35 protein-coding genes are annotated in these 22,619 nt (G+C 33.5%); 34 read left to right on the plus strand and 1 reads right to left on the minus strand.

The window, feature by feature from the left end; genetic code table 11:
* Nucleotides 1-6 precede the first annotated feature (6 nt).
* From rpsJ to ctlX, 34 genes are all read left to right on the plus strand, one after another.
* Nucleotides 7-312 carry a 30S ribosomal protein S10 gene (gene rpsJ, locus AAFN75_RS10465; protein WP_007650482.1) on the plus strand — a complete coding sequence of 102 codons (306 nt, stop codon included), beginning with the start codon at nucleotides 7-9 and terminating at the stop codon, nucleotides 310-312.
* 124 nt (nucleotides 313-436) lie between these two features.
* Nucleotides 437-1,054, plus strand: a complete 618-nt coding sequence (gene rplC / locus AAFN75_RS10470) for a 50S ribosomal protein L3 (protein ID WP_144115512.1) — start codon at nucleotides 437-439, stop codon at nucleotides 1,052-1,054.
* On the plus strand, nucleotides 1,054-1,683 hold the full coding sequence (gene rplD / locus AAFN75_RS10475) for a 50S ribosomal protein L4 (RefSeq protein WP_411806291.1): 630 nt from the start codon (nucleotides 1,054-1,056) through the stop codon (nucleotides 1,681-1,683). The genes rplC and rplD overlap by 1 nt, the downstream gene beginning before the upstream one ends.
* A 5-nt stretch (nucleotides 1,684-1,688) precedes the next feature.
* On the plus strand, nucleotides 1,689-1,979 hold the full coding sequence (rplW, locus tag AAFN75_RS10480; RefSeq protein WP_072399589.1) for a 50S ribosomal protein L23: 291 nt from the start codon (nucleotides 1,689-1,691) through the stop codon (nucleotides 1,977-1,979).
* Nucleotides 1,980-1,989: 10 nt separating this feature from the next.
* Nucleotides 1,990-2,817: a 50S ribosomal protein L2 gene (rplB, locus tag AAFN75_RS10485; RefSeq protein WP_144115513.1), complete on the plus strand. Its 828-nt coding sequence runs from the start codon at nucleotides 1,990-1,992 to the stop codon at nucleotides 2,815-2,817.
* 3 nt (nucleotides 2,818-2,820) lie between these two features.
* A complete protein-coding gene (rpsS, locus tag AAFN75_RS10490; RefSeq protein ID WP_034043300.1) occupies nucleotides 2,821-3,099 on the plus strand; it encodes a 30S ribosomal protein S19 in 279 nt (92 codons plus the stop codon).
* A 6-nt stretch (nucleotides 3,100-3,105) separates the two neighbouring features.
* Complete coding sequence (gene rplV, locus AAFN75_RS10495) at nucleotides 3,106-3,513, plus strand: 50S ribosomal protein L22 (RefSeq protein WP_144115514.1); 408 nt, start codon at nucleotides 3,106-3,108, stop codon at nucleotides 3,511-3,513.
* Nucleotides 3,514-3,520: 7 nt separating this feature from the next.
* Nucleotides 3,521-4,240, plus strand: coding sequence for a 30S ribosomal protein S3 (gene rpsC / locus AAFN75_RS10500; RefSeq protein ID WP_092847748.1), 720 nt, complete (start codon nucleotides 3,521-3,523; stop codon nucleotides 4,238-4,240).
* A gap of 21 nt (nucleotides 4,241-4,261) precedes the next feature.
* The gene (rplP, locus tag AAFN75_RS10505; protein WP_092847745.1) at nucleotides 4,262-4,681 is read left to right on the plus strand and encodes a 50S ribosomal protein L16; all 420 of its coding nucleotides are present in this window, start codon (nucleotides 4,262-4,264) and stop codon (nucleotides 4,679-4,681) included.
* 12 nt (nucleotides 4,682-4,693) lie between these two features.
* Entirely contained in the window at nucleotides 4,694-4,885 is a 192-nt protein-coding gene (gene rpmC, locus AAFN75_RS10510; RefSeq protein ID WP_034043309.1) for a 50S ribosomal protein L29, read from the plus strand.
* 12 nt (nucleotides 4,886-4,897) lie between these two features.
* Nucleotides 4,898-5,155, plus strand: coding sequence for a 30S ribosomal protein S17 (gene rpsQ / locus AAFN75_RS10515; RefSeq protein WP_019386276.1), 258 nt, complete (start codon nucleotides 4,898-4,900; stop codon nucleotides 5,153-5,155).
* A 2-nt stretch (nucleotides 5,156-5,157) separates the two neighbouring features.
* Nucleotides 5,158-5,526, plus strand: a complete 369-nt coding sequence (gene rplN, locus AAFN75_RS10520) for a 50S ribosomal protein L14 (RefSeq protein ID WP_069831953.1) — start codon at nucleotides 5,158-5,160, stop codon at nucleotides 5,524-5,526.
* A gap of 15 nt (nucleotides 5,527-5,541) precedes the next feature.
* A complete protein-coding gene (rplX, locus tag AAFN75_RS10525) occupies nucleotides 5,542-5,853 on the plus strand; it encodes a 50S ribosomal protein L24 (RefSeq protein ID WP_144115515.1) in 312 nt (103 codons plus the stop codon).
* Between the two features lie 2 nt (nucleotides 5,854-5,855).
* A complete protein-coding gene (rplE, locus tag AAFN75_RS10530) occupies nucleotides 5,856-6,407 on the plus strand; it encodes a 50S ribosomal protein L5 (protein ID WP_144115516.1) in 552 nt (183 codons plus the stop codon).
* Nucleotides 6,408-6,410: 3 nt separating this feature from the next.
* Nucleotides 6,411-6,680 (plus strand): 30S ribosomal protein S14, encoded by a 270-nt coding sequence (gene rpsN / locus AAFN75_RS10535; RefSeq protein ID WP_144115517.1) that lies wholly within the window; start codon nucleotides 6,411-6,413, stop codon nucleotides 6,678-6,680.
* Between the two features lie 68 nt (nucleotides 6,681-6,748).
* The gene (rpsH, locus tag AAFN75_RS10540; protein ID WP_144115518.1) at nucleotides 6,749-7,147 is read left to right on the plus strand and encodes a 30S ribosomal protein S8; all 399 of its coding nucleotides are present in this window, start codon (nucleotides 6,749-6,751) and stop codon (nucleotides 7,145-7,147) included.
* Between the two features lie 18 nt (nucleotides 7,148-7,165).
* Nucleotides 7,166-7,708: a 50S ribosomal protein L6 gene (rplF, locus tag AAFN75_RS10545; protein WP_144115519.1), complete on the plus strand. Its 543-nt coding sequence runs from the start codon at nucleotides 7,166-7,168 to the stop codon at nucleotides 7,706-7,708.
* A 10-nt stretch (nucleotides 7,709-7,718) separates the two neighbouring features.
* Nucleotides 7,719-8,075: a 50S ribosomal protein L18 gene (rplR, locus tag AAFN75_RS10550; protein ID WP_411806292.1), complete on the plus strand. Its 357-nt coding sequence runs from the start codon at nucleotides 7,719-7,721 to the stop codon at nucleotides 8,073-8,075.
* A gap of 6 nt (nucleotides 8,076-8,081) precedes the next feature.
* Entirely contained in the window at nucleotides 8,082-8,606 is a 525-nt protein-coding gene (gene rpsE / locus AAFN75_RS10555; RefSeq protein WP_092847729.1) for a 30S ribosomal protein S5, read from the plus strand.
* An 11-nt stretch (nucleotides 8,607-8,617) separates the two neighbouring features.
* Entirely contained in the window at nucleotides 8,618-8,797 is a 180-nt protein-coding gene (gene rpmD, locus AAFN75_RS10560) for a 50S ribosomal protein L30 (RefSeq protein ID WP_019386285.1), read from the plus strand.
* A gap of 15 nt (nucleotides 8,798-8,812) precedes the next feature.
* Entirely contained in the window at nucleotides 8,813-9,265 is a 453-nt protein-coding gene (gene rplO / locus AAFN75_RS10565; RefSeq protein WP_144115521.1) for a 50S ribosomal protein L15, read from the plus strand.
* A gap of 14 nt (nucleotides 9,266-9,279) precedes the next feature.
* Entirely contained in the window at nucleotides 9,280-10,635 is a 1,356-nt protein-coding gene (gene secY, locus AAFN75_RS10570) for a preprotein translocase subunit SecY (RefSeq protein ID WP_411806293.1), read from the plus strand.
* Nucleotides 10,636-10,643: 8 nt separating this feature from the next.
* On the plus strand, nucleotides 10,644-10,859 hold the full coding sequence (gene infA / locus AAFN75_RS10575; RefSeq protein ID WP_007094967.1) for a translation initiation factor IF-1: 216 nt from the start codon (nucleotides 10,644-10,646) through the stop codon (nucleotides 10,857-10,859).
* Nucleotides 10,860-10,863: 4 nt separating this feature from the next.
* The gene (gene ykgO / locus AAFN75_RS10580) at nucleotides 10,864-10,980 is read left to right on the plus strand and encodes a type B 50S ribosomal protein L36 (protein ID WP_010519235.1); all 117 of its coding nucleotides are present in this window, start codon (nucleotides 10,864-10,866) and stop codon (nucleotides 10,978-10,980) included.
* 2 nt (nucleotides 10,981-10,982) lie between these two features.
* Nucleotides 10,983-11,357, plus strand: a complete 375-nt coding sequence (rpsM, locus tag AAFN75_RS10585) for a 30S ribosomal protein S13 (RefSeq protein WP_092847720.1) — start codon at nucleotides 10,983-10,985, stop codon at nucleotides 11,355-11,357.
* Between the two features lie 101 nt (nucleotides 11,358-11,458).
* A complete protein-coding gene (rpsK, locus tag AAFN75_RS10590; protein ID WP_042499157.1) occupies nucleotides 11,459-11,842 on the plus strand; it encodes a 30S ribosomal protein S11 in 384 nt (127 codons plus the stop codon).
* Between the two features lie 194 nt (nucleotides 11,843-12,036).
* The gene (gene rpsD, locus AAFN75_RS10595; protein WP_144115523.1) at nucleotides 12,037-12,642 is read left to right on the plus strand and encodes a 30S ribosomal protein S4; all 606 of its coding nucleotides are present in this window, start codon (nucleotides 12,037-12,039) and stop codon (nucleotides 12,640-12,642) included.
* A 96-nt stretch (nucleotides 12,643-12,738) separates the two neighbouring features.
* Nucleotides 12,739-13,731, plus strand: coding sequence for a DNA-directed RNA polymerase subunit alpha (locus tag AAFN75_RS10600; protein WP_092847713.1), 993 nt, complete (start codon nucleotides 12,739-12,741; stop codon nucleotides 13,729-13,731).
* A gap of 59 nt (nucleotides 13,732-13,790) precedes the next feature.
* Nucleotides 13,791-14,261: a 50S ribosomal protein L17 gene (rplQ, locus tag AAFN75_RS10605; protein ID WP_144115524.1), complete on the plus strand. Its 471-nt coding sequence runs from the start codon at nucleotides 13,791-13,793 to the stop codon at nucleotides 14,259-14,261.
* An 88-nt stretch (nucleotides 14,262-14,349) separates the two neighbouring features.
* Nucleotides 14,350-15,453: a glutamine-hydrolyzing carbamoyl-phosphate synthase small subunit gene (gene carA, locus AAFN75_RS10610; RefSeq protein WP_411806294.1), complete on the plus strand. Its 1,104-nt coding sequence runs from the start codon at nucleotides 14,350-14,352 to the stop codon at nucleotides 15,451-15,453.
* Nucleotides 15,454-15,614: 161 nt separating this feature from the next.
* The gene (eno, locus tag AAFN75_RS10615; RefSeq protein WP_144115526.1) at nucleotides 15,615-16,907 is read left to right on the plus strand and encodes a phosphopyruvate hydratase; all 1,293 of its coding nucleotides are present in this window, start codon (nucleotides 15,615-15,617) and stop codon (nucleotides 16,905-16,907) included.
* Nucleotides 16,908-17,084: 177 nt separating this feature from the next.
* Nucleotides 17,085-18,371 (plus strand): citrate synthase, encoded by a 1,287-nt coding sequence (locus tag AAFN75_RS10620; protein ID WP_144115527.1) that lies wholly within the window; start codon nucleotides 17,085-17,087, stop codon nucleotides 18,369-18,371.
* Between the two features lie 150 nt (nucleotides 18,372-18,521).
* Nucleotides 18,522-19,436 carry a dimethylarginine dimethylaminohydrolase family protein gene (locus AAFN75_RS10625; protein ID WP_411806295.1) on the plus strand — a complete coding sequence of 305 codons (915 nt, stop codon included), beginning with the start codon at nucleotides 18,522-18,524 and terminating at the stop codon, nucleotides 19,434-19,436.
* Nucleotides 19,437-19,447: 11 nt separating this feature from the next.
* Nucleotides 19,448-20,383, plus strand: a complete 936-nt coding sequence (gene ctlX, locus AAFN75_RS10630; protein WP_411806296.1) for a citrulline utilization hydrolase CtlX — start codon at nucleotides 19,448-19,450, stop codon at nucleotides 20,381-20,383.
* Nucleotides 20,384-20,438: 55 nt separating this feature from the next.
* Here the strand turns inward: ctlX and AAFN75_RS10635 are convergent, their stop codons facing one another.
* The gene (locus AAFN75_RS10635; protein WP_411806297.1) at nucleotides 20,439-22,520 is read right to left on the minus strand and encodes an ATP-binding protein; all 2,082 of its coding nucleotides are present in this window, start codon (nucleotides 22,518-22,520) and stop codon (nucleotides 20,439-20,441) included.
* Nucleotides 22,521-22,619 lie beyond the last annotated feature (99 nt).

The raw sequence follows: 22,619 nt of genomic DNA on the forward strand, positions 1-22,619 counted from the left end.
AAGAAAATGAGTCAAAAAATCAGAATTAAATTAAAATCTTACGATCACAACTTAGTAGATAAGTCTGCTGATAAGATTGTAAAAACAGTAAAGAGTACTGGTGCTGTTGTAACTGGACCAATTCCATTGCCAACACATAAGAAAATTTTCACTGTATTACGTTCTCCACACGTAAACAAGAAATCAAGAGAGCAATTTCAATTATCATCTTATAAGAGATTATTGGATATCTACTCTTCGTCATCAAAAACTATTGATGCGTTAATGAAACTTGAATTACCAAGTGGTGTTGAAGTAGAGATCAAAGTTTAGTTATATAAACTTACATGTCCTAAGCTGCGAGCGAGGGAAAAACGGTAAAAATACAATTCAAGGCTGAAACGTATTTTCAGCCTTGAATTTTAATAACAAATAGTAATAAATTAAATAAATAATTATGTCTGGGTTAATTGGAAAGAAAATCGGTATGACCAGCATCTTTGATGAAAACGGGAAAAATATTCCTTGTACAGTAATCGAAGCTGGACCATGTATCGTTACCCAAGTCAGAACTGAAGAGGTTGACGGCTATTCTGCTGTTCAATTAGGTTTCGATGACGCGACAGAAAAGAGCGCTACTAAAGCAGACTTAGGTCATGCTAAAAAAGCGGGTACTTCTGTAAAACGCAAAGTTGTTGAATTCAAAGGTTTTGATGCGGAGTACAAATTAGGAGATGCAATCACTGTTGAACATTTCACCGAAGGTGAATTTGTTGATGTAGCAGGAACATCTAAAGGTAAAGGATTTCAAGGTGTTGTAAAACGTCATGGTTTCGGTGGTGTAGGTCAAGCTACTCACGGTCAACATAACCGTTTAAGAGCGCCAGGATCTATTGGAGCTGCATCTTACCCTGCTCGTGTTTTTAAAGGCATGAAAATGGCAGGAAGAATGGGTGGAGACACAGTTAAAGTTCAAAATTTAAGAGTTTTAAAAGTAGTTGCTGAAAAGAACCTACTTGTGATTAAAGGATGTGTTCCTGGTCATAAAAACGCTTATGTAATTATTAGAAAATAATGAAAGTAGCAGTTTTAGATATAAACGGAAAAGACACAGGTAGAAAGGCAGACCTTTCTAAAGATGTGTTTGCTATTGAGCCTAATAATCATGCAGTATATTTGGATGTTAAACAATATTTAGCAAACCAACGTCAAGGAACTCACAAATCGAAAGAAAGAGCTGAGATTTCTGGATCTACGCGTAAGATTAAAAAGCAAAAAGGAACTGGTACAGCAAGAGCAGGTAGTATTAAGTCTGGTGTATTTAAAGGTGGTGGTCGTATGTTCGGTCCAAGACCTAGAAATTACAGCTTCAAACTTAATAAAAACTTAAAGCGTTTAGCGCGTAAGTCTGCCTTAAGTATCAAAGCAGGAGAGAAGTCAATTACAGTTTTAGAAGACTTTAATTTTGATAATGTAAAGACAAAAAACTTTACTGCAGTTTTAAAGGCTTTAGAGCTTGAAAACAAAAAAACACTGTTTGTGTTGGGTGGGTCAAATAATAACGTATATTTGTCATCGCGTAATTTAAAAAGCACAGAAGTTGTAACTTCTTCAGAGTTAAGTACTTATAAAATACTTAATGCAGGACAAGTAGTATTGTTAGAAGGAGCTTTAGCAGGAATTGAAACAAATTTAAGTAAATAGAAACAATGAGTATCTTAATTAAACCTATAATCACAGAAAAAGCGACAGCTAATAGCGAGTTGAGAAACTGCTATACTTTCGCAGTGAAAACTAAGGCGAACAAGGTAGAAATCAAAAAAGCGGTTGAGGCTGCTTATGGTGTTTCTGTTGAAAAAGTTCGTACTATAAATGTCCGTCCAGATCGTAGTACCAAGTTTACAAAAACTGGTATTCAACATGGTAAAACAAATGCGGTTAAAAAAGCAATTGTACAACTGGCGGAAGGTGAAATGATTGATTTATACAGTAACATGTAATTAAAGACAGATGTCAGTAAGAAAATTAAAACCAATCACACCAGGACAGCGATTTAGAGTAGTAAACGGCTATGATGCTATTACTACTGATAAGCCGGAAAAGAGTTTACTCGTTCCGAACAAAAGGTCTGGTGGTAGAAACAGTGAAGGAAAAATGACTATGCGCTACATAGGTGGTGGTCATAAAAGAAAGTATCGTATTATCGATTTTAAAAGAGACAAAGCTGGTATTCCTGGTGAAGTAGCTTCAATCCAATATGATCCAAATAGAACAGCTTTTATCGCTCTATTGAATTATCAAGATGGTGAGAAAAGATACATTATTGCTCAAAATGGACTTCAGGTTGGGCAAAATGTAGTGTCAGGTAAAGAAGGTATTGCTCCAGAAATTGGAAATGCAATGCCATTAAGTGAGATTCCTTTAGGAACTATTATTTCTTGTATAGAGTTACGTCCAGGTCAAGGAGCTATTATGGCTCGTAGTGCAGGTGCTTTTGCTCAATTAATGGCAAGAGATGGTAAGTTTGCTACTGTTAAATTGCCTTCAGGTGAAACAAGATTAATTCTTGTAAACTGTATGGCTACAATAGGAGTTGTATCTAACTCAGATCACCAATTATTAGTAGGTGGTAAAGCAGGTAGAACAAGATGGTTAGGAAGAAGACCACGTACTAGACCAGTAGTAATGAATCCAGTCGATCACCCAATGGGTGGTGGTGAAGGTAAGTCTTCAGGTGGACATCCTCGTTCTAGAAACGGTATTCCAGCTAAAGGTTACAGAACCCGTTCTAAGACTAAGGCAAGTAATAAATATATTGTAGAACGTAGAAAGAAATAAGACATGGCAAGATCATTAAAAAAAGGACCTTACGTTCATTATAAGTTAGAAAAGAAAGTAGCCGTTAATGTTGAGAATAACAAAAAAACAGTAATCAAAACTTGGTCTCGTGCTAGTATGATTACTCCAGATTTTGTTGGACAAACAATAGCAGTACACAATGGCCGCCAATTTGTTCCAGTATATGTTACTGAAAACATGGTAGGTCATAAATTAGGAGAATTTTCACCAACACGTTCATTCCGTGGACATGCAGGTGCTAAAAATAAAGGTAAAAAGTAGTAAGCTATGGGAAGTCGTAAAAAACAAATGGCAGACGCTATTAAGGAAGCAAAAAAACACGTTGCTTTTGCTAAACTTAATAACTGTCCTACATCACCGAGAAAAATGCGTTTAGTAGCCGATTTAGTAAGAGGCGAAAAAGTAGAACATGCACTTAATATATTAAAATTCAACCAAAAGGAAGCTTCTGGTCGTTTAGAGAAATTGTTATTGTCTGCAATTGCAAACTGGCAAGCTAAAAACGAAGAGGCTAACATTGAAGAGGCTGAATTGATTGTTAAGGAGATTAGAGTAGATGGCGGATCTATGTTAAAGAGATTACGTCCAGCACCTCAAGGTCGTGCACACAGAATTAGAAAACGTTCTAACCATGTAACAATAGTGGTAGGAGCTAATAATAACACACAAGCTTAATAAGAGTATGGGACAAAAGACAAATCCAATCGGAAATCGCTTAGGAATTATCAGAGGATGGGAATCTAACTGGTACGGAGGAAACGATTATGGTGATAAACTTGCCGAAGACGATAAGATTAGAAAATACGTTCACGCGCGTTTATCTAAAGCTAGTGTTAGTAGAGTAATAATCGAAAGAACTTTAAAACTTGTAACCGTTACTATCACTACTGCTAGACCTGGTATTATTATCGGAAAAGGTGGCCAAGAGGTAGACAAGTTAAAAGAAGAGCTTAAGAAAATTACTGGAAAGGAAGTTCAGATTAATATCTTTGAAATTAAAAGACCTGAACTTGATGCGTTTTTAGTAGGATCTAGCATCGCTCGTCAAATTGAAAATAGAATTTCATACAGACGTGCAATTAAGATGGCTATTGCTGCTACTATGCGTATGAATGCTGAAGGAATTAAGATCCAAATTAGTGGTCGTTTAAATGGTGCTGAAATGGCACGATCTGAACACTACAAAGAAGGACGTATTCCTTTATCAACTTTCAGAGCCGATATTGATTATGCTTTAGTTGAGGCACACACTACTTATGGTAGATTAGGTGTTAAAGTATGGATCATGAAAGGTGAAGTATATGGTAAAAGAGAACTTTCTCCGCTTGTTGGATTATCTAAGAAGCAAGGAAAAGGTGGAGCCGGAAGAGGAGGAAACAAAGGACCTCGTCGTAGAAAGTAATTTTTTATAAATTAAAGAAAAATGTTACAGCCTAAAAGAACAAAATTTCGTAAACAACAAAAAGGACGTATGAAAGGACTCTCTGGTAGAGGTCATCAGCTTTCAAACGGTACTTTTGGAATAAAAGCAATGGACGCTACGTTTATTACTGCTCGTCAAATCGAAGCAGCTCGTATTGCCGCCACTCGTTACATGAAAAGAGAAGGTCAACTTTGGATAAAAATATTTCCAGATAAGCCTATTACAAAAAAGCCTCTTGAAGTACGTATGGGTAAAGGTAAAGGTGCTGTCGAATTATGGGTGGCAGTATGCAGACCAGGTCGTGTTTTATTTGAAATTGGTGGTGTGCCATTAGACGTTGCAAAAGAAGCATTACGTTTAGCTGCACAAAAATTACCAGTAAAAACTAAGTTTTTAATCGCTCGCGATTACGAAGCATAATAATTTAAGATGATGAAACAATCAGAAATTAAAGAATTATCTGTAGCTGAGTTACAAGAGAAACTTGGTGAAACAAAAAAGAGTTATTCAGACCTAAAATTGGCTCATGCAATATCTCCTTTAGAAAATCCAATTCAATTACGTTCTATAAGAAGAACTGTAGCTAGAATTGCGACTGAATTAACTAAAAGAGAATTACAATAATTCTGCTGAAAGATGGAAACAAGAAATTTAAGAAAAGAACGTATAGGAGTTGTTACTAGTAACAAAATGCAAAAATCAATAGTTGTTGCAGAGGTTAAAAAAGTAAAACACCCTATGTATGGTAAGTTCGTGTTAAAAACAAAGAAATATGTTGCACACGACGAGACAAACGATTGTAATATTGGAGATACAGTAAAGATCATGGAAACTAGACCTTTAAGTAAATCTAAATGTTGGAGATTAGTAGAAATCCTAGAAAGAGCTAAATAATTATGTTACAGCAAGAATCAAGAATAAAAGTAGCAGACAATACTGGAGCAAAAGAAGTTTTAGTGATCCGTGTTTTAGGAGGAACTAAGAGAAGATATGCTTCTGTAGGAGACAAAATAGTTGTTTCTGTAAAGGATGCAACTCCTAATGGAAACATTAAGAAAAAAGCAGTTTCTACAGCAGTTGTTGTGCGTACCAAGAAAGAAGTAAGAAGACCAGACGGATCTTATATAAGATTTGATGATAATGCTTGTGTTTTATTAAACCCAACGGGTGAGATGAGAGGAACACGTGTATTTGGTCCTGTTGCTAGAGAGCTTCGTGATAAACAATTCATGAAGATTGTATCATTAGCACCAGAAGTGCTTTAATACATTATAAGTAAGATGACAAAGCTTAAAATAAAAACTGGAGATACTGTAAGAGTTATTGCTGGAGATCATAAAGGATCTGAAGGTAAAGTTCAAAAGGTATTAATAGAAAAGAACAAAGCGATTGTTGAGGGAGTAAACATGGTGAAGAAACATACTAAACCAAGTGCACAAAATCCTCAAGGTGGAATCGTAGAGAAAGAAGCAGCTATTCATATTTCTAACTTATCATTGTTAACTTCAAAAGGAGAAACAACGAGAGTTAGTTATAAGGTAGAAGGCGATAAAAAAGTAAGATTTTCAACAAAATCTAATGAAGTAATATAGTTATGGCATATTCACCAAGACTTAAAGAAGAGTATAAAAGCAAAATAATTGCTGCTCTTACAGACGAATTTGGGTATAAGAATGTAATGCAAGTTCCTAAACTTAGTAAGATAGTAATATCTAAAGGTGTTGGAGCTGCAGTTGCAGACAAAAAGTTAATCGACTACGCGTTAGAAGAGGTAACTACTATATCTGGACAGAAAGCAATCGCTACATTATCTAAAAAGGATGTTGCAACATTTAAATTACGTAAAGGAATGCCAATTGGTGTTAAAGTAACTTTACGTGGCGAAAAAATGTATGAATTTTTAGACCGTTTAGTAACTTCTGCACTTCCACGTGTTAGAGATTTTAACGGTATAAAAGCAACAGGATTTGATGGTAGAGGTAATTACAACTTAGGAATTACTGAACAAATTATATTCCCAGAAATTAATATTGATAAAGTTAATAAAATTTCAGGTATGGATATTACATTTGTAACTACAGCAGATACTGATAAAGAAGCAAAATCATTATTAACTGAATTAGGATTACCTTTTCAAAAAAACTAAGACATGGCTAAAGAATCAATGAAAGCCCGTGAGGTGAAAAGAGCTAAAACAGTAGCTAAATATGCAGAGAAACGTAAGGCTTTAAAAGAAGCTGGAGATTACGAAGCGTTACAAAAGTTACCTAAAAATGCATCTCCTGTACGTCAGCATAATAGATGTAAATTAACTGGAAGACCTAAAGGTTACATGAGAACTTTTGGAATTTCACGTGTAACTTTCAGAGAAATGGCCAATCAAGGTCTTATTCCTGGAGTAAGAAAAGCTAGTTGGTAATATTATTTAAATAATCGGGTTTAAGGTTCGAAATAGTTCGAAAACCAAGACCACAAAATCAATTCATTATGTACTCAGATCCAATTGCGGATTATTTGACAAGAATTAGAAACGCAGTGCGTGCTAACCACAGAGTTGTGGAGATCCCTGCTTCTAATCTTAAAAAAGACATCACTAAAATATTATTCGAACAAGGATATATTTTAAGTTACAAATTTGATGATTCTTCGGTACAAGGAACTATTAAAATAGCTCTTAAGTACAACAAAGAAACAAAAGAACCAGTAATTAAAAAACTTCAAAGAATTAGTACTCCAGGTTTACGTAAGTATGCAGGAGCTAATGATTTACCACGTATCTTAAATGGTTTAGGTGTTGCAATAGTTTCAACTTCTCACGGAGTTATGACTGGTAAACAAGCCAAAAGAGATAATGTTGGTGGTGAAATTTTATGTTACGTACACTAATTTTAAATCCAGAAAGAAATGTCAAGAATAGGAAATAATCCAATAGCCATTCCAGAAGGTGTAACAGTAGACGTTAAAGATAACGTAGTAACTGTAAAAGGAAAATTAGGAGAGTTAACGCAAAATTACGATTCTATAGAAATAAAAGTAGAAGAAGGAAATGTATTAGTTACACGTTCTTCTGATACTAAAGACCAAAAAGCAAAACATGGTTTATACAGATCATTAATGCATAATATGGTCGAAGGTGTATCAAAAGGATGGACTAAAGAATTAGAATTGGTGGGTGTTGGTTACAGAGCATCAAACCAAGGACAAAAATTAGATTTAGCCTTAGGATTTTCTCATAATATCATTTTAAATGTTGCTCCAGAAGTAAAGTTGGAAACAATATCTGAAAAAGGGAAAAATCCAATTATAAAATTAACATCATTCGATAAACAACTTGTTGGTCAAGTAGCTGCGAAGATCCGCGGATTTAGAAAGCCTGAACCTTATAAAGGAAAAGGTGTTAAGTTTGTTGGTGAAGAAATAAGAAGAAAAGCAGGTAAATCAGCTTAATAATTAAGTTATGGCATTGACAAAGAACGAAAGAAGACTAAGAATAAAAAACAGAATCCGTAAGGTTGTTTCTGGTACAGAAGCTAGACCTAGATTAGCTGTTTATAGAAGTAATAAAGAAATTTATGCTCAAATAGTTGATGATGTTACTGGTAATACAATCAGTTCAGCATCTTCAAGAGATAAAGACATTAGTGCTGCGAAAGCAACCAAGTCTGAAGTAGCAAAATTAGTAGGCAAAGCAGTTGCTGAAAAAGCTATGAAAGCTGGTATAGAGACTATTGCTTTTGATAGAGGTGGATATTTATACCACGGTAGAGTAAAATCATTAGCAGAAGGCGCTAGAGAAGCAGGACTTAAATTCTAAGAAATTATGTTTAAAAAATATAAAAGTGCAGAATTAGTAAAACCAGGTGGATTAGATCTTAAGGATCGTTTGGTTGGTGTACAGAGAGTTACTAAGGTAACTAAAGGTGGTAGAGCATTTGGTTTTTCAGCAATCGTTGTGGTTGGTGATGAGGCAGGTGTTGTAGGACAAGGTTTAGGAAAATCTAAAGACGTTGCTAGTGCAATTGCAAAAGCTGTTGAAGATGCTAAGAAAAACCTAGTTAGAATTCCTATTATTAAAGGGACGTTACCACATGAGCAAAAAGGTAAATACGGTGGAGCTAGAGTAAACATTATTCCTGCTGCCCCTGGTACAGGAGTTATTGCTGGTGGTGCTGTAAGAACAGTTCTTGAGGCAGTTGGTGTACATGATGTATTATCAAAATCTCAAGGATCTTCAAACCCTCATAACGTAGTAAAAGCAACTTTTGATGCTTTATTACAATTAAGAGATGCGAATGCTATTGCTAGAGATAGAGGTATTACACTTGAACAAGTTTTTAACGCTTAATAAAGACAGAGATGGCAAAAATTAAAGTAAAAAAAGTTAAAAGCGCAATCAATCGTACGCAAAGACAAAAAAGAACTTTAGAAGCTCTTGGTCTTAAAAAGATTGGTCAAGTAAAAGAGCATGAAGCTACACCAAATATTCTTGGTATGGTCGCTAAAGTTTCACATTTAGTTTCTGTTGAAGAAGCTTAAAAATATAAACTGAAAATGGATTTAAGTAATTTAAAACCTGCAGAAGGTTCAGTAAAAAACCAAGGTAAGAGAATAGGTAGAGGACAAGGTTCTGGTAAAGGTGGTACGGCAACTCGTGGTCACAAAGGAGCTAAATCTCGTTCTGGTTATTCTAAGAAACTAGGATTTGAAGGTGGTCAAATGCCACTTCAAAGACGTGTTCCTAAGTTTGGTTTTACTAACATTAACCGTATTGAGCACCAAGGTATCAATTTAGATACTTTGCAACAATTGGTTGATGATAAGAAAATTAAAGATACAGTTGATTTTGAAACATTATTCACGAACCGTTTAGTTGATAAAAATGATTTAGTAAAAATCATGGGACGTGGAGAATTAAAAGCAAAATTAAAAGTAACTGCTCATAAGTTTACTGCTTCAGCAAAAGCTGCTATTGAAGCTGCTGGAGGAGAAGCTGTAACTATATAAGACTTTTTATAAGTATGAAATTTATAGAATCAATTAAGAATGTTTGGAAAATAGAGGAACTAAGAAACAGAATCATTGTAACTTTGAGTCTGTTATTAGTTTATCGTTTTGGTGCTCAAGTAGTATTACCAGGTATTGATGCTTCTCAATTAGGAGGTTTAGCTGAAAAAACGGACGGAGGTTTGTTAGGTTTGCTTAACGCTTTTACTGGAGGTGCATTTGCTAATGCTTCGGTTTTCGCACTGGGTATTATGCCTTACATCTCTGCTTCTATTGTTGTACAGTTAATGGGGATAGCTATTCCTTATTTGCAGAAATTGCAAAAAGAGGGCGCTAGTGGTCAGAAAAAAATAAATCAAATTACGCGTTGGCTAACAATTGCTATTTGTTTATTACAAGCACCAGGGTATTTGGCAAGTTTACCAGCATTAGGAATTCCACAAAGTGCATTCTTATTAGGTACAGGTCCATTATTTTATTTCTCTTCAGTTACTATTTTAGTAACAGGCTGTATATTTGCAATGTGGTTAGGTGAAAAAATAACCGATAAAGGTATTGGTAATGGTATTTCATTATTAATTATGGTGGGTATTATTGCTACTTTACCACAGTCATTTTTACAAAATGCAGCTACTAGATTAGAAGGTGGTGGAAATGGTGGTTTAATGATGGTATTGATTGAGTTTGTTATATGGTTTGTTATTATTTTAGCTTCTATTATGTTAGTAATGGGTGTTAGAAAGATAGCTGTACAATACGCAAGAAGAACTGCTACTGGTGGTTACGAAAAAAGCGCAATGGCTGGTTCAAGACAATACATTCCATTAAAACTTAATGCTTCTGGTGTAATGCCAATTATTTTTGCACAAGCTATTATGTTTGTACCTAGTTTAATTGGAGGATCATCTTTCTTAAAAGAAACTTCAGCAGGGGCATGGATGCAAACAAACTATTCTGATATGTTCGGTTTTTGGTATAACCTTACGTTTGCTTTATTAATCATAGTATTTACCTATTTTTATACTGCAATAACGGTACCTACCAATAAAATGGCAGACGATTTAAAACGTAGCGGTGGATTCATTCCAGGTATTCGTCCAGGATCTGAAACTTCTGAGTATTTAGATAAAATAATGTCTCAAATAACCTTACCAGGTTCTATATTTTTAGCTCTTATCGCTATATTCCCAGCGTTTATTGTTAAGCTTATGGGAGTTCAACAAGGATGGGCTTTATTTTTTGGAGGAACATCGTTATTAATTATGGTTGGAGTTGCAATTGACACTATGCAGCAAATAAATTCTTATTTGTTAAATAGACACTATGATGGTTTGATGAAAACAGGTAAAAATAGAAAAGCAGTAGCTTAATTTATACTATGGCAAAACAAGCAGCAATAGAACAGGACGGAACAATTATAGAAGCGTTATCAAATGCTATGTTTCGTGTTGAATTAGAGAACGGTCACATTGTGACGGCACATATTTCAGGTAAAATGCGTATGCATTACATTAAGTTGTTACCGGGAGATAAAGTAAAATTAGAAATGAGTCCTTATGATTTAACTAAGGCTCGAATAACTTATAGATACTAATACGATGAAAGTAAGAGCATCAATTAAAAAGAGAAGCGCAGATTGTAAAATCGTGCGTAGAAAAGGAAGACTTTACGTAATTAACAAAAAGAATCCTAGATTTAAACAAAGACAAGGGTAATTATGGCAAGAATTGCAGGTGTAGACATACCAAAAAACAAAAGAGGAGTTATCTCTTTAACTTATATCTATGGAATAGGTAGAAGTAGAGCAAAAGAAATTTTAGCTGAAGCTAAAGTTGATGAAAGTACAAAAGTTCAAGACTGGACCGATGACCAAATTTCTGGTATTCGTGATGCTGTTGGAACTTTTACTATCGAAGGTGAATTACGTTCTGAAACACAATTAAACATTAAGCGATTAATGGATATTGGATGTTACAGAGGTATTCGTCATAGATCAGGTCTTCCATTAAGAGGGCAACGTACTAAAAACAATTCTAGAACCAGAAAAGGTAGAAGAAAAACTGTTGCTAACAAGAAGAAAGCAACTAAATAATAATTAGTCTTTAGGTATTTAGACGTTGGAAGGAATCTGTTTGAAATTATAATAGTTTAGGATTCTAGCGACTATCACTAAAACTAAAAGCTAAAAATAAAATGGCAAAAACAAGCACAAAAAAACGTAAAGTTATTGTTGATGCGGTTGGAGAAGCTCACGTAACTGCTTCATTCAATAACATCATTATTTCACTTACCAACAAAAAAGGAGATGTAATTTCATGGTCTTCTGCTGGTAAAATGGGATTTAGAGGTTCTAAGAAAAACACACCTTATGCGGCTCAATTAGCTGCTGAAGATGCTGCAGGCGTAGCAACTGAAGCTGGATTGAAAAAAGTAAAGGTTTATGTTAAAGGACCAGGAAATGGTAGAGAATCTGCTATTCGTTCTATTCATAATGCAGGAATTGAAGTAACTGAAATTATTGATGTTACTCCTTTACCACATAATGGATGTCGTCCTCCTAAAAGAAGAAGAGTTTAATCTGGTTTTAAGTAACCAATATTAAACATAGCAAATAGTAAAAAATTAATATCATCTGTATTTCAGATGGTATTAATTTTTTGTGTAAATTTGCAAACTGAAAAAATAATTAACAAGTATTAACGAGAGATCAACGATTTTCGAAGGATAAGATTAAGACCTTAATTCATAATCACTCTCAAAACAAATTTAAAATGGCAAGATATACTGGTCCTAAAACTAAAATAGCTCGTAAATTTGGTGAAGCTATTTTCGGAGATGACAAATCATTCGAAAAAAGAAATTATCCTCCTGGGCAACACGGTAACGCACGTCGTCGTGGAAAAAAATCTGAATATGCAATCCAATTAATGGAGAAGCAAAAAGCAAAATATACTTATGGTATATTAGAGCGTCAATTTAGAGGTTTATTTAAGAAGGCTAGAGCTGCACAAGGTATTACTGGTGAGGTTCTTTTACAACTCTGTGAATCTAGATTAGATAATGTGGTATTCAGAATGGGTGTTGCTCCAACTAGAAGTGGTGCAAGACAATTAGTTTCTCACAGACATATTACAGTTAATGGCGAGTTGGTAAATATCCCATCTTACCAATTAAAAGCTGGTGATGTTGTTGCAGTAAGAGAAAAGTCAAAGTCACTTGAAACTATTGAAAGATCTCTTTCAAATTCAAGTAACGTTTATGAGTGGATCACTTGGAATTCTGATACGAAACAAGGAACTTATGTTTCTGTTCCTGCAAGAATTCAAATTCCAGAAAACATAAACGAGCAATTCATTGTAGAATTATACTCTAAATAATAAATTAATAATATTGGTATTTGGCCAAAGGGTTTGTAAGTATTTCTTCAAACTTTTAAACCGCGCAACTAAATAACAATTAAAACGAAGAAAAAAATGGCAGTATTTAATTTTCAAAAACCAGATAAGGTAATCATGATTGATTCTACTGATTTCGAAGGTAAATTCGAATTCAGACCTTTAGAGCCTGGTTATGGTTTAACAGTAGGAAATGCATTAAGAAGAGTTTTATTATCTTCTTTAGAAGGTTTCGCTATCACATCTGTTCGTATAGAAGGTGTAGATCATGAATTTTCAGCAATTTCTGGTGTAGTTGAAGATGTAACAGAAATCATCTTAAACTTAAAGCAAGTTCGTTTCAAAAGACAAATTGAAGATATTGATAATGAATCTATTTCAATTTCAATTTCTGGTCAAGATAGAATTACAGCTGGTGATTTTCAAAAATTTATTTCAGGTTTTCAGGTTTTAAATACAGAATTAGTAATCTGTAACCTTGATCCAAAGGTGAACTTTAACATGGAAATTACTATTGAAAAAGGTAGAGGTTATGTTCCTGCAGAAGAAAATAAGAAAGCTTCAGCGCCAATAGGTACAATCTTTACAGATTCAATTTATACACCAATAAAAAATGTTAAGTATAGTATTGAAAACTATCGTGTTGAACAAAAAACTGATTATGAAAAATTAGTTTTTGAAATCATTACTGATGGTTCAATTACGCCACAAGATGCTTTAACAGAAGGAGCTAAAACATTAATTCACCACTTTATGTTATTCTCAGATGAGCGTATCACTTTAGAGGCTGATGAGATAGCTCAAACTGAAACTTATGATGAGGAATCTCTTCATATGCGTCAGTTACTTAAAACTAAGTTAATCGATATGGATTTATCTGTACGTGCACTTAACTGTTTAAAAGCTGCAGAGGTTGATACTTTAGGAGATTTAGTATCTTTCAACAAAAATGATTTAATGAAATTCAGAAACTTCGGTAAGAAGTCTTTAACTGAGCTTGAAGAGCTTGTAAATGTTAAAGGATTAAATTTCGGAATGGATTTAAGTAAATATAAATTAGATAAAGATTAATTAATCATATTTTGCTCCTCGATGTACGAGTTTAGTAGCAAGATGATAAAACAAAGGTCATGAGACACGGAAAAAAAGTAAACCACTTAGGAAGACAAACAGCGCATAGAAAAGCTATGTTAGCTAATATGGCTTGTTCTTTAATTGAGCACAAGCGTATTAACACAACTGTAGCTAAGGCTAAAGCGTTAAAGCAGTTTGTTGAGCCAATGATTACAAAATCAAAGGTAGATACAACACATAACAGACGTATTGTTATGGCTAAGCTTAGACAAAAAGATGCTGTTGCTGAATTGTTTAGAGATGTTGCTGCTAAAATAGCAGACCGTCCAGGAGGTTATACTAGAATTATTAAACTAGGAAATCGTTTAGGTGATAACGCTGATATGGCAATGATAGAACTTGTTGATTACAACGAAATCTATAATGCTGGTAAAGAGAAAAAGAAAACAACAAGAAGAAGTAGAAGAGGTGGTTCTAAACCAGCTGCTGCTCCTGTTGAGTCTAAAGCATCTAACGAAGAAGAATAAATGTTAATAAGCATTTAATATAAAAAGGATAAACTATTTTAGTTTATCCTTTTTTTTGTGCAATTTTGCGAAACTTTTCAAAAGAATTATGAAATATCAAAAAAGACAAAAAGCCATCGTTCTTCTAGCAGATGGTACTATTTTTTACGGAAAAGCAGTTGGTAATAAACAAGGAACTTCATTTGGTGAGGTTTGTTTTAATACAGGAATGACTGGTTATCAAGAAATTTTTACAGACCCTTCTTATTACGGGCAGTTAATGGTCGCTACCAATGCTCATATTGGTAATTATGGTGTTAATGATGAAGAGGTGGAATCTGATTCAATTAAAATAGCGGGACTAATTGTTAAAAATTTTAGTTATGATTATTCAAGAGATGCTGCAGATGGCTCATTGGAATCATTCTTAGAAAAGCATAACTTATTAGCTATTTCAGATGTTGATACTCGTGCTTTAGTGAGCTATATTAGAGATCATGGTGCTATGAATGCTGTAATTTCTACCGATGTTGATAATATTGAAAGTTTAAAAAAACAATTGGAAGAAGTTCCTAATATGGAAGGATTAGAGTTGGCTTCTAAAGTATCTACTAAAGAGCCTTATTATTATGGGGATGAGAATGCAACTTACAAAGTTGCAGCCTTAGATATCGGTATTAAAAAGAATATTCTTAGAAATATAGCTAGTAGGGATGCGTATATAAAAGTGTTTCCTTATAATTCTAAGTTTGAAGAGTTAGAGGCTTTTAATCCTGATGGTTATTTCTTATCTAATGGACCTGGAGATCCAGAACCTTTATTAGAAGCGCAGCAAGTAGCTAAAGAAATTATAAAGAGAGATCTACCATTATTTGGTATTTGCTTAGGGCATCAGGTCATTGCTCGTGCAAATGGTATTTCTACATATAAAATGCACAATGGGCATAGAGGTATAAACCACCCTGTAAAAAACTTAATTACAGGCAAAGGTGAAATTACGTCCCAAAATCATGGATTTGCTGTAAATAGAGAAGATGCAGAGGCAAATGCAGATATAGAAATAACACACGTACATTTAAATGATGATACAGTGGCTGGTTTAGCTATGAAAAATAAAAAAATATTTTCTGTGCAGTACCATCCTGAAGCTAGTCCAGGACCACATGATTCATCTTATCTTTTCGATCAGTTCATCGAGAATTTAAAGAAATAATATAATAAAAAAAGCCTCAAAAACAGATTTCTGTTTTTGAGGCTTTTTTTTTACTAAAACGTTATAGATGTTATTTTATTAATTTATTTAAAAACATCTTAAAATAAACAGGATTAAAACGTAAATTTGAAGTAATTAAAAGATTTTAAAATAAAGCAATTATGAGTATAATAATTAATGTCCACGCAAGACAAATACTAGATTCAAGAGGTAATCCAACCGTTGAAGTAGATGTAGTAACTGAAAATCATATATTAGGTAGGGCTGCTGTACCATCAGGTGCATCAACTGGAGAACATGAAGCTGTTGAGTTACGCGACGGTGGAGATACTTATATGGGTAAAGGTGTTTTAAAAGCAGTTGATAACGTTAACTCAATTATTGCAGAGGAGTTATTAGGTGTTTCAGTTTTCGAACAAAACCTTATTGATAAAATAATGATTGATTTAGATGGTACTCCAAATAAATCAAAATTAGGTGCTAACGCTATTTTAGGTGTGTCTTTAGCAGTAGCTAAAGCTGCAGCAAATGAGTTAAATATGCCATTATACCGTTACGTAGGTGGTGTTTCGGCAAATACGCTTCCTGTACCAATGATGAATATAATTAATGGTGGTTCGCATAGTGATGCACCAATTGCATTTCAAGAATTTATGGTAATGCCAGTTAAGGCTAAAAATTTTACTCATGCTATGCAAATGGGAACTGAAATTTTCCATAACCTTAAAAAAGTATTACATGACAGAGGTTTAAGTACAGCTGTTGGAGATGAAGGTGGTTTTGCTCCAAACTTAGAAGGAGGAACAGAGGATGCTTTAGATACTATTGCAAAAGCTGTTGCAAATGCGGGTTACAAATTAGGTGATGATGTTAAAATTGCTTTAGATTGTGCTTCTGCTGAATTTTTTGTTGATGGTAAATACGATTACAAGAAATTTGAAGGCGATACAGGCGTTATAAGAACAAGTAAAGAACAAGCTGAGTATTTAGCTGACTTATCATCTAAATACCCTATCATTTCAATTGAAGATGGTATGGATGAAAATGACTGGGAAGGTTGGAAATATTTAACTGAATTAATTGGAGATAAAGTTCAATTAGTAGGTGATGATTTATTTGTAACTAACGTAGAGCGTTTATCAAGAGGTATAAAAGAAGGTATTGCAAATTCTATTTTAATTAAAGTAAACCAAATAGGAACTTTAACTGAAACTATTGCTGCCGTAAACATGGCACACAATGCTGGATATACTTCTGTAATGTCTCACCGTTCTGGTGAAACTGAAGATAATACTATTGCAGATTTAGCAGTAGCATTAAATACAGGTCAAATTAAAACAGGTTCTGCATCTCGTAGTGATCGTATGGCGAAATATAACCAATTACTTCGTATTGAAGAAGAATTAGGGGAAGTAGCTTATTTTCCACAAGAAAATGCATTCAAAATAAAATAAAAAGAATTTATTTTTTTTAGATGAAAAGCGATTATTTTTTTAATAATCGCTTTTTTTATTCCTTGAATTTTAAAAATTCTTAAAATCACGAAATCGTTTTAGATAAATTAAAAAAATAAATAGATATTTCGTAGATTAGCGTTCCGCATAACTAAACAAAAATTATTTAGAAAAAAGATGTCAGATAAAGCTATTCTAGAAATAAACGGTGAAAAACATGAATTTCCATTAATCACTGGAACAGAAAACGAAGTTGCCATAGATATTACGAAACTTAGAGCTAGCTCGGGAGGTGTAATAACATTAGACCCAGGGTATAAGAATACCGGATCTTGCGAAAGTGCAATTACTTTTTTAAATGGTGAAAAAGGAGTTTTAAGATACCGAGGATATTCTATTGAGGAATTAGCTGAGAAAGCTGATTTTTTAGAAGTTGCATACCTTTTAATTTTTGGAGAACTTCCAACTAAAGAGCAAAACGAAAAGTTTCATGATGATATAAAGGCAGAAGCTATTGTTGACGAAGACGTTAAGAAAATTATTGATGCTTTTCCTAAATCGGCACATCCAATGGGTGTTATTTCTTCTTTAACAAGTGCTTTAACTGCATTTAATCCTTCAACTGTAGATGTTGAGTCGGAAGAAGATATGTATAACTCTGTGGTACGCCTATTAGGTAAATTCCCTGTTTTAGTTGCTTGGACATTCAGAAAAAAATCAGGATTACCATTAAATTACGGAGACAACACTATAGGCTATGTTGAAAATATCTTAAAAATGATGTTTAAAAAACCAAATGGGGAGTATGAGCAAAATAAGATTTTAGTTGATGCTTTAGATAAATTGTTAATTCTTCATGCAGATCACGAACAAAACTGTTCTACATCTACGGTAAGAATAGCTGGCTCATCTCAAGTTGGGTTGTTTGCTTCAATTTCTGCTGGTATTTCTGCACTTTGGGGACCACTTCATGGTGGTGCTAATCAAGCTGTTTTAGAAATGCTTGAAGCTATAAAGGCTGATGGTGGTGATACCAAAAAGTATATGGCAAAAGCCAAAGATAAATCAGATCCTTTCCGTTTAATGGGCTTTGGACACCGTGTTTATAAAAACTTCGATCCTCGTGCCAAAATCATTAAAGTGGCTGCAGATGGTGTTTTAGATGATTTAGGAGTTAAAGATCCTATTTTAGATATTGCAAAAGGTCTAGAAAAAGAAGCTTTAGAAGATCAGTATTTTGTAGATCGTAAATTATATCCTAATGTCGATTTTTATTCTGGTATTATTTATAGAGCCATGGGAATCCCTACAGATATGTTTACTGTAATGTTTGCCTTAGGTCGTTTACCGGGTTGGATTTCACAATGGAGAGAAATGCGTTTACGTAAAGAGCCTATTGGAAGACCAAGACAGATTTATATTGGTGCAACAGAAAGAAAATTTGTACCTATTGATGAAAGATAAGTCTTAAAATGTTTTATATTATTATTAAGCTTCATGATTTTTTCATGAAGCTTTTTCTTTTTAACATGCTTTTTTTTAAGAATAGTTTAATTTATCTTTTATTATTCTTAGGTTTAGTATAAATTTGATAATCTAAATATATATGAAGGCATGATAAAATTAAATATTCAAAATGAAACTTCAAGACTACGTGCCGTTGTTTTAGGTATTGCTAATAGTAATGGTCCAATACCTATGGTGGAGGACTGCTATGATCCAAAAAGTATAGAGCATATATTGGCAGGAACTTATCCAACCGAAGGGGCTATGGTAAAAGAACTTGATGCTGTTGCTAAAGTTTTTGAGAAATATAATGTAAAAGTTTATAGACCTGAAGTTATTAAAGATTGCAATCAAATGTTTGCACGAGATATTGCCTTTGTAATTGATGATATTTTAATTGAAGCAAATATTCTTCCTCATAGAGAAAAAGAAGTTCAGGCTATTGATTATATATGGAATAAGGTTGCCGATAATAAGCGTGTAATCTTGCCAGAAGAATGCCATGTTGAAGGTGGCGATGTTATGCCGTGGAATGATTATATTTTTATAGGCACATATTCTGGAGAGGATTACCCCGAATTAATTACAGCACGTACTAACGCTGATGCCGTAATTGCCATTCAAGAATTGTTTCCAAACAAAACCGTAAAATCTTTCGAACTTAGAAAGTCTAATACCAATGCAAAGGAAAATGCCTTACATTTAGATTGCTGCTTTAATCCCTTAGGAAAAGGAAAAGCTATTATTCATAAAAATGGTTTTTTAATTGAAAGGGAGTATGAGTGGTTAGTCGAGTTTTTTGGAAAAGAAAATGTTTTCGAAATTACTAAAGATGAAATGTACCAAATGTGTAGTAATGTGTTTTCAATTTCTGAAGATGTTATTATATCAGAAAAAAACTTTACCCGACTTAATAAGTGGTTAAGAGAACAAGGATTCAATGTTGAAGAGGTTCCGTATGCTGAAATTGGCAAGCAAGAAGGACTATTAAGATGTACAACTATGCCTTTAATTAGGGATTAAATTAAAAAGAAATGCAACAAACAACTAATACTATTTTAATGATTCGGCCCGTAAATTTTAGAATGAACGAGCAAACTGCGGTTAATAATTATTACCAAGAATCGATTAAAGGTGTTTTGCCAGAAACTATTAACACAAAAGCGGTAAGGGAATTTGATGACTACGTAGAAAAGTTGAAAGCTATTGGTGTAGATGTAATTGTGGTTAATGATAATTTAGAAAACGATACGCCAGATTCTATTTTTCCGAATAATTGGGTGTCTTTTCATGAAAATGGCGATGTAGGTTTGTATCCTATGTTTGCTGTAAATAGACGCTTAGAACGTCGTGAAGATATTCTGGAGACACTAGAAGGTGAAGGATTTGAAATTAATAATATTGTAGATTATACTAGTGCAGAGGAGGAACAAGTTTATTTAGAAGGTACAGGAAGTATAATACTAGATCGTGTTAACAGAAAGGCTTATTGTGCTCTATCGCCGCGGGCGGATGAGGATTTGTTTATTGAGTTTTGTGAAGATTTCGAGTTTTCTCCGGTAGTTTTTACGGCATACCAAACGGTTAACGGGCAGCGTAAACCAATATATCATACAAATGTAATGATGTGTATTGGCGAAACCTTTGCTGTAATTTGCTTAAGTAGTATCGATGATAAAAAAGAACGCAAGCAGGTAGTTAAACACCTTAAAGAAGATGATAAAACTATAATTGATATTTCTGAAAAGCAGGTAAGCCAATTTGCAGGAAATATGTTGCAAGTAAAAGCTGCCAATAATGAATCATATTTAATAATGAGTCAGTCGGCATTTGATAGTCTTTCTGAGACTCAAGTAAAAACCTTAAAGGAACACACAAAAATATTATCTAGTTCGTTAGAGACCATTGAAACCTGTGGAGGAGGAAGTGCACGTTGCATGATGGCAGAGGTGTTCTTGCCTAAACATTAGTTTTTTTAACCTATAATAGGAAGGTAAGTGACAGTATAAAGTATTTGCTGAAGGCTTACTCGTAGTGCTTAGCTTTTGGCAATTGCACATAGAATGCACTGCCTTCTCCAACATTACTTTCTACCCATATTTTCCCATGGTTTAATTCTACAAGTTCTTTGCAAATAGAAAGTCCTAATCCTGTGCCTTTTTCGTTGGCTGTTCCGTTGGTTGTAAATGTATTACTCTTAAATAATTTAGTTTGGTCTTCTTTAGAAATACCAATACCTGTATCCGAAATACTAATTATACAACTGCCGCTACTTATATGGTTCGACACAGTAACCGTATCTCCTGCTTTAGAAAACTTAATCGCGTTTGCCAATAAGTTTTGAATAACAATTTCGAACATGCTTCTATCAGCATAAGCAAAATCTCGTAAAGAAAGGTTAATCAATTCTATTCCCTTTCCTTCAACACGTTGCTCAATAAGTTTTATTTTAGCCTCAAAAACCTCTTGAATATCAAATAAACTTGGTTTTGGTTCCAAGGATTGCATTTGAGATTTCGACCAGTTAAGTAAATTAAAAAGTAATAATGATGCGTTATTCGCATTTTCACTTAATTCCGGTATTAAATTATCAAACTCTTTTTTTGATAGTGTACCGTCTTGTAATAAATTTATAAAACCATTTATTGAAGAAAGCGAATCTTTTAAATCATGAGAAACAATCGAGAAAAGGCGGTCTTTTACGTTATTAATATTTTCTAGATGTTTGGTTTGCTCTAAAAAATCAGCGTTTTTCAGGTCTAAATTTATATTCCTTTCTTCTAATTCTTGTATATATTTAACTTGGTTGTTTTGCTTTAAATAAACTACAATTAATAAGGTAGAAGCAACAGCAAGCGCTCCAATTAATCCATAAACGATTAGTTTATATTTGCTTAAATCCTTTTCAGCTTTTAATGTAGCTTTATTACTAGCTTCATTATATGCCAACATATTTTTTTCTTCTATTTCAAAGTCATTAGCGCTTTCTTCTTCTACCTCGGCCGAATCTTGAGCTTGCCTCAGGGAATTTGCTTTAAACTCATTTTTTATTAAACTATTGTTTAACTTGTAATACGCACTTTGCCATTTAAAGGCACTATTAAAGCGCTTTTTAGTAGAATCTAATGCAGTCATTAACCTATAATAATTTAATAACCCTCTATTGTTATTTAGGCTTTTTGCAAGAGCACCAGCTTGTGTTAGTTGCTTTTCGGCAGTTTTTAAATTTCCTTTCTTTAAATTTATATCTCCTAAATTATTCAGCGTACATAGCAAACCATTTTGGTTTCTCATTTGGCTGTTTATTTGCAAACTTTTGGTTAGGTGTATTTGGGCACTATCCAAATCATTTAATTTTAAATACGCTCTACCAAGTTTAGGTAGTATTTCACCTAGCACAGAGTCATTTTTCGAAACTCTATGGTCAAGTACATCTCTGTAATATTTAATAGCTTTATTGTGCCTGTTTTCAATAGCGTATAAATCTGCTAATTCGTATTGGGAATTTAAAACAGCTTGGTCTTCTTTTAATTTTAGTTGAATTTCTAAAGCTTTTTCATAGTACTCAATAGCAGTATCTGTTAATTCAAGCCCATTATACGCTTGCGCCAAACTGTTATAGGTAAGACTTAAATCCTTATCAAGACCTCTTTTTTCAAGTTCTTTTATTGCCGATAACGAAAATTGTAAGCCCTTTTTAAAGTGTCCTTTTTTTATTTCTAACAACCCGATACTATTGTTAACTTTTGCAACGCTTAAAGTGTCTTGCAGATAGTTAAACAATGTTTTAGACTTATTATAACCGCTTATGGCGTTTAAATAATCGTTGTTTTGGGCATAAATTAAAGATTTATAATAGGTAATTGCAGCAATTGCTTTTTTGTAATTTATTTTTGTAGAAAGCTTTTCGCTTTTTAAAATATACTCTTTAGCACGTTCGTAGTCTTTTACGTCGTAAAGGGCTTTTATAAGTTTTAATGAAGTTTCAATTTTTAAGGAGTCTTTACTTTGAAAAGCTAAATCCAAAGTAAGACTATCTATATCATTAGTTTGGGCAAAACTAGTGCTTATAGATAACACAATAAAAAATGTAATTAGTCTCCTCATTATTAACATTGATTACAACGCATCTAAAGCAGTAAAAATTTTCTTAAATTGAGAGAGATAAGACTGCTTTAATTAGTTGTAATTAGGTGTATTATTAAT

Origin of the sequence: Algibacter sp. AS12 (assembly GCF_046736315.1) — a bacterium.
Lineage (GTDB): Bacteria > Bacteroidota > Bacteroidia > Flavobacteriales > Flavobacteriaceae > Algibacter_B > Algibacter_B amylolyticus.

What these genes read in the sequence shown, in the direction of transcription:
- rpsJ (WP_007650482.1), top strand. Translation starts at nt 7, where the DNA reads ATGAGTCAAAAAATCAGAATTAAATTAAAATCTTACGATCACAACTTA.
- rplC (WP_144115512.1), top strand. Translation starts at nt 437, where the DNA reads ATGTCTGGGTTAATTGGAAAGAAAATCGGTATGACCAGCATCTTTGAT.
- rplD (WP_411806291.1), top strand. Translation starts at nt 1,054, where the DNA reads ATGAAAGTAGCAGTTTTAGATATAAACGGAAAAGACACAGGTAGAAAG.
- rplW (WP_072399589.1), top strand. Translation starts at nt 1,689, where the DNA reads ATGAGTATCTTAATTAAACCTATAATCACAGAAAAAGCGACAGCTAAT.
- rplB (WP_144115513.1), top strand. Translation starts at nt 1,990, where the DNA reads ATGTCAGTAAGAAAATTAAAACCAATCACACCAGGACAGCGATTTAGA.
- rpsS (WP_034043300.1), top strand. Translation starts at nt 2,821, where the DNA reads ATGGCAAGATCATTAAAAAAAGGACCTTACGTTCATTATAAGTTAGAA.
- rplV (WP_144115514.1), top strand. Translation starts at nt 3,106, where the DNA reads ATGGGAAGTCGTAAAAAACAAATGGCAGACGCTATTAAGGAAGCAAAA.
- rpsC (WP_092847748.1), top strand. Translation starts at nt 3,521, where the DNA reads ATGGGACAAAAGACAAATCCAATCGGAAATCGCTTAGGAATTATCAGA.
- rplP (WP_092847745.1), top strand. Translation starts at nt 4,262, where the DNA reads ATGTTACAGCCTAAAAGAACAAAATTTCGTAAACAACAAAAAGGACGT.
- rpmC (WP_034043309.1), top strand. Translation starts at nt 4,694, where the DNA reads ATGAAACAATCAGAAATTAAAGAATTATCTGTAGCTGAGTTACAAGAG.
- rpsQ (WP_019386276.1), top strand. Translation starts at nt 4,898, where the DNA reads ATGGAAACAAGAAATTTAAGAAAAGAACGTATAGGAGTTGTTACTAGT.
- rplN (WP_069831953.1), top strand. Translation starts at nt 5,158, where the DNA reads ATGTTACAGCAAGAATCAAGAATAAAAGTAGCAGACAATACTGGAGCA.
- rplX (WP_144115515.1), top strand. Translation starts at nt 5,542, where the DNA reads ATGACAAAGCTTAAAATAAAAACTGGAGATACTGTAAGAGTTATTGCT.
- rplE (WP_144115516.1), top strand. Translation starts at nt 5,856, where the DNA reads ATGGCATATTCACCAAGACTTAAAGAAGAGTATAAAAGCAAAATAATT.
- rpsN (WP_144115517.1), top strand. Translation starts at nt 6,411, where the DNA reads ATGGCTAAAGAATCAATGAAAGCCCGTGAGGTGAAAAGAGCTAAAACA.
- rpsH (WP_144115518.1), top strand. Translation starts at nt 6,749, where the DNA reads ATGTACTCAGATCCAATTGCGGATTATTTGACAAGAATTAGAAACGCA.
- rplF (WP_144115519.1), top strand. Translation starts at nt 7,166, where the DNA reads ATGTCAAGAATAGGAAATAATCCAATAGCCATTCCAGAAGGTGTAACA.
- rplR (WP_411806292.1), top strand. Translation starts at nt 7,719, where the DNA reads ATGGCATTGACAAAGAACGAAAGAAGACTAAGAATAAAAAACAGAATC.
- rpsE (WP_092847729.1), top strand. Translation starts at nt 8,082, where the DNA reads ATGTTTAAAAAATATAAAAGTGCAGAATTAGTAAAACCAGGTGGATTA.
- rpmD (WP_019386285.1), top strand. Translation starts at nt 8,618, where the DNA reads ATGGCAAAAATTAAAGTAAAAAAAGTTAAAAGCGCAATCAATCGTACG.
- rplO (WP_144115521.1), top strand. Translation starts at nt 8,813, where the DNA reads ATGGATTTAAGTAATTTAAAACCTGCAGAAGGTTCAGTAAAAAACCAA.
- secY (WP_411806293.1), top strand. Translation starts at nt 9,280, where the DNA reads ATGAAATTTATAGAATCAATTAAGAATGTTTGGAAAATAGAGGAACTA.
- infA (WP_007094967.1), top strand. Translation starts at nt 10,644, where the DNA reads ATGGCAAAACAAGCAGCAATAGAACAGGACGGAACAATTATAGAAGCG.
- ykgO (WP_010519235.1), top strand. Translation starts at nt 10,864, where the DNA reads ATGAAAGTAAGAGCATCAATTAAAAAGAGAAGCGCAGATTGTAAAATC.
- rpsM (WP_092847720.1), top strand. Translation starts at nt 10,983, where the DNA reads ATGGCAAGAATTGCAGGTGTAGACATACCAAAAAACAAAAGAGGAGTT.
- rpsK (WP_042499157.1), top strand. Translation starts at nt 11,459, where the DNA reads ATGGCAAAAACAAGCACAAAAAAACGTAAAGTTATTGTTGATGCGGTT.
- rpsD (WP_144115523.1), top strand. Translation starts at nt 12,037, where the DNA reads ATGGCAAGATATACTGGTCCTAAAACTAAAATAGCTCGTAAATTTGGT.
- AAFN75_RS10600 (WP_092847713.1), top strand. Translation starts at nt 12,739, where the DNA reads ATGGCAGTATTTAATTTTCAAAAACCAGATAAGGTAATCATGATTGAT.
- rplQ (WP_144115524.1), top strand. Translation starts at nt 13,791, where the DNA reads ATGAGACACGGAAAAAAAGTAAACCACTTAGGAAGACAAACAGCGCAT.
- carA (WP_411806294.1), top strand. Translation starts at nt 14,350, where the DNA reads ATGAAATATCAAAAAAGACAAAAAGCCATCGTTCTTCTAGCAGATGGT.
- eno (WP_144115526.1), top strand. Translation starts at nt 15,615, where the DNA reads ATGAGTATAATAATTAATGTCCACGCAAGACAAATACTAGATTCAAGA.
- AAFN75_RS10620 (WP_144115527.1), top strand. Translation starts at nt 17,085, where the DNA reads ATGTCAGATAAAGCTATTCTAGAAATAAACGGTGAAAAACATGAATTT.
- AAFN75_RS10625 (WP_411806295.1), top strand. Translation starts at nt 18,522, where the DNA reads ATGATAAAATTAAATATTCAAAATGAAACTTCAAGACTACGTGCCGTT.
- ctlX (WP_411806296.1), top strand. Translation starts at nt 19,448, where the DNA reads ATGCAACAAACAACTAATACTATTTTAATGATTCGGCCCGTAAATTTT.
- AAFN75_RS10635 (WP_411806297.1), bottom strand. Translation starts at nt 22,520, where the DNA reads ATGAGGAGACTAATTACATTTTTTATTGTGTTATCTATAAGCACTAGT.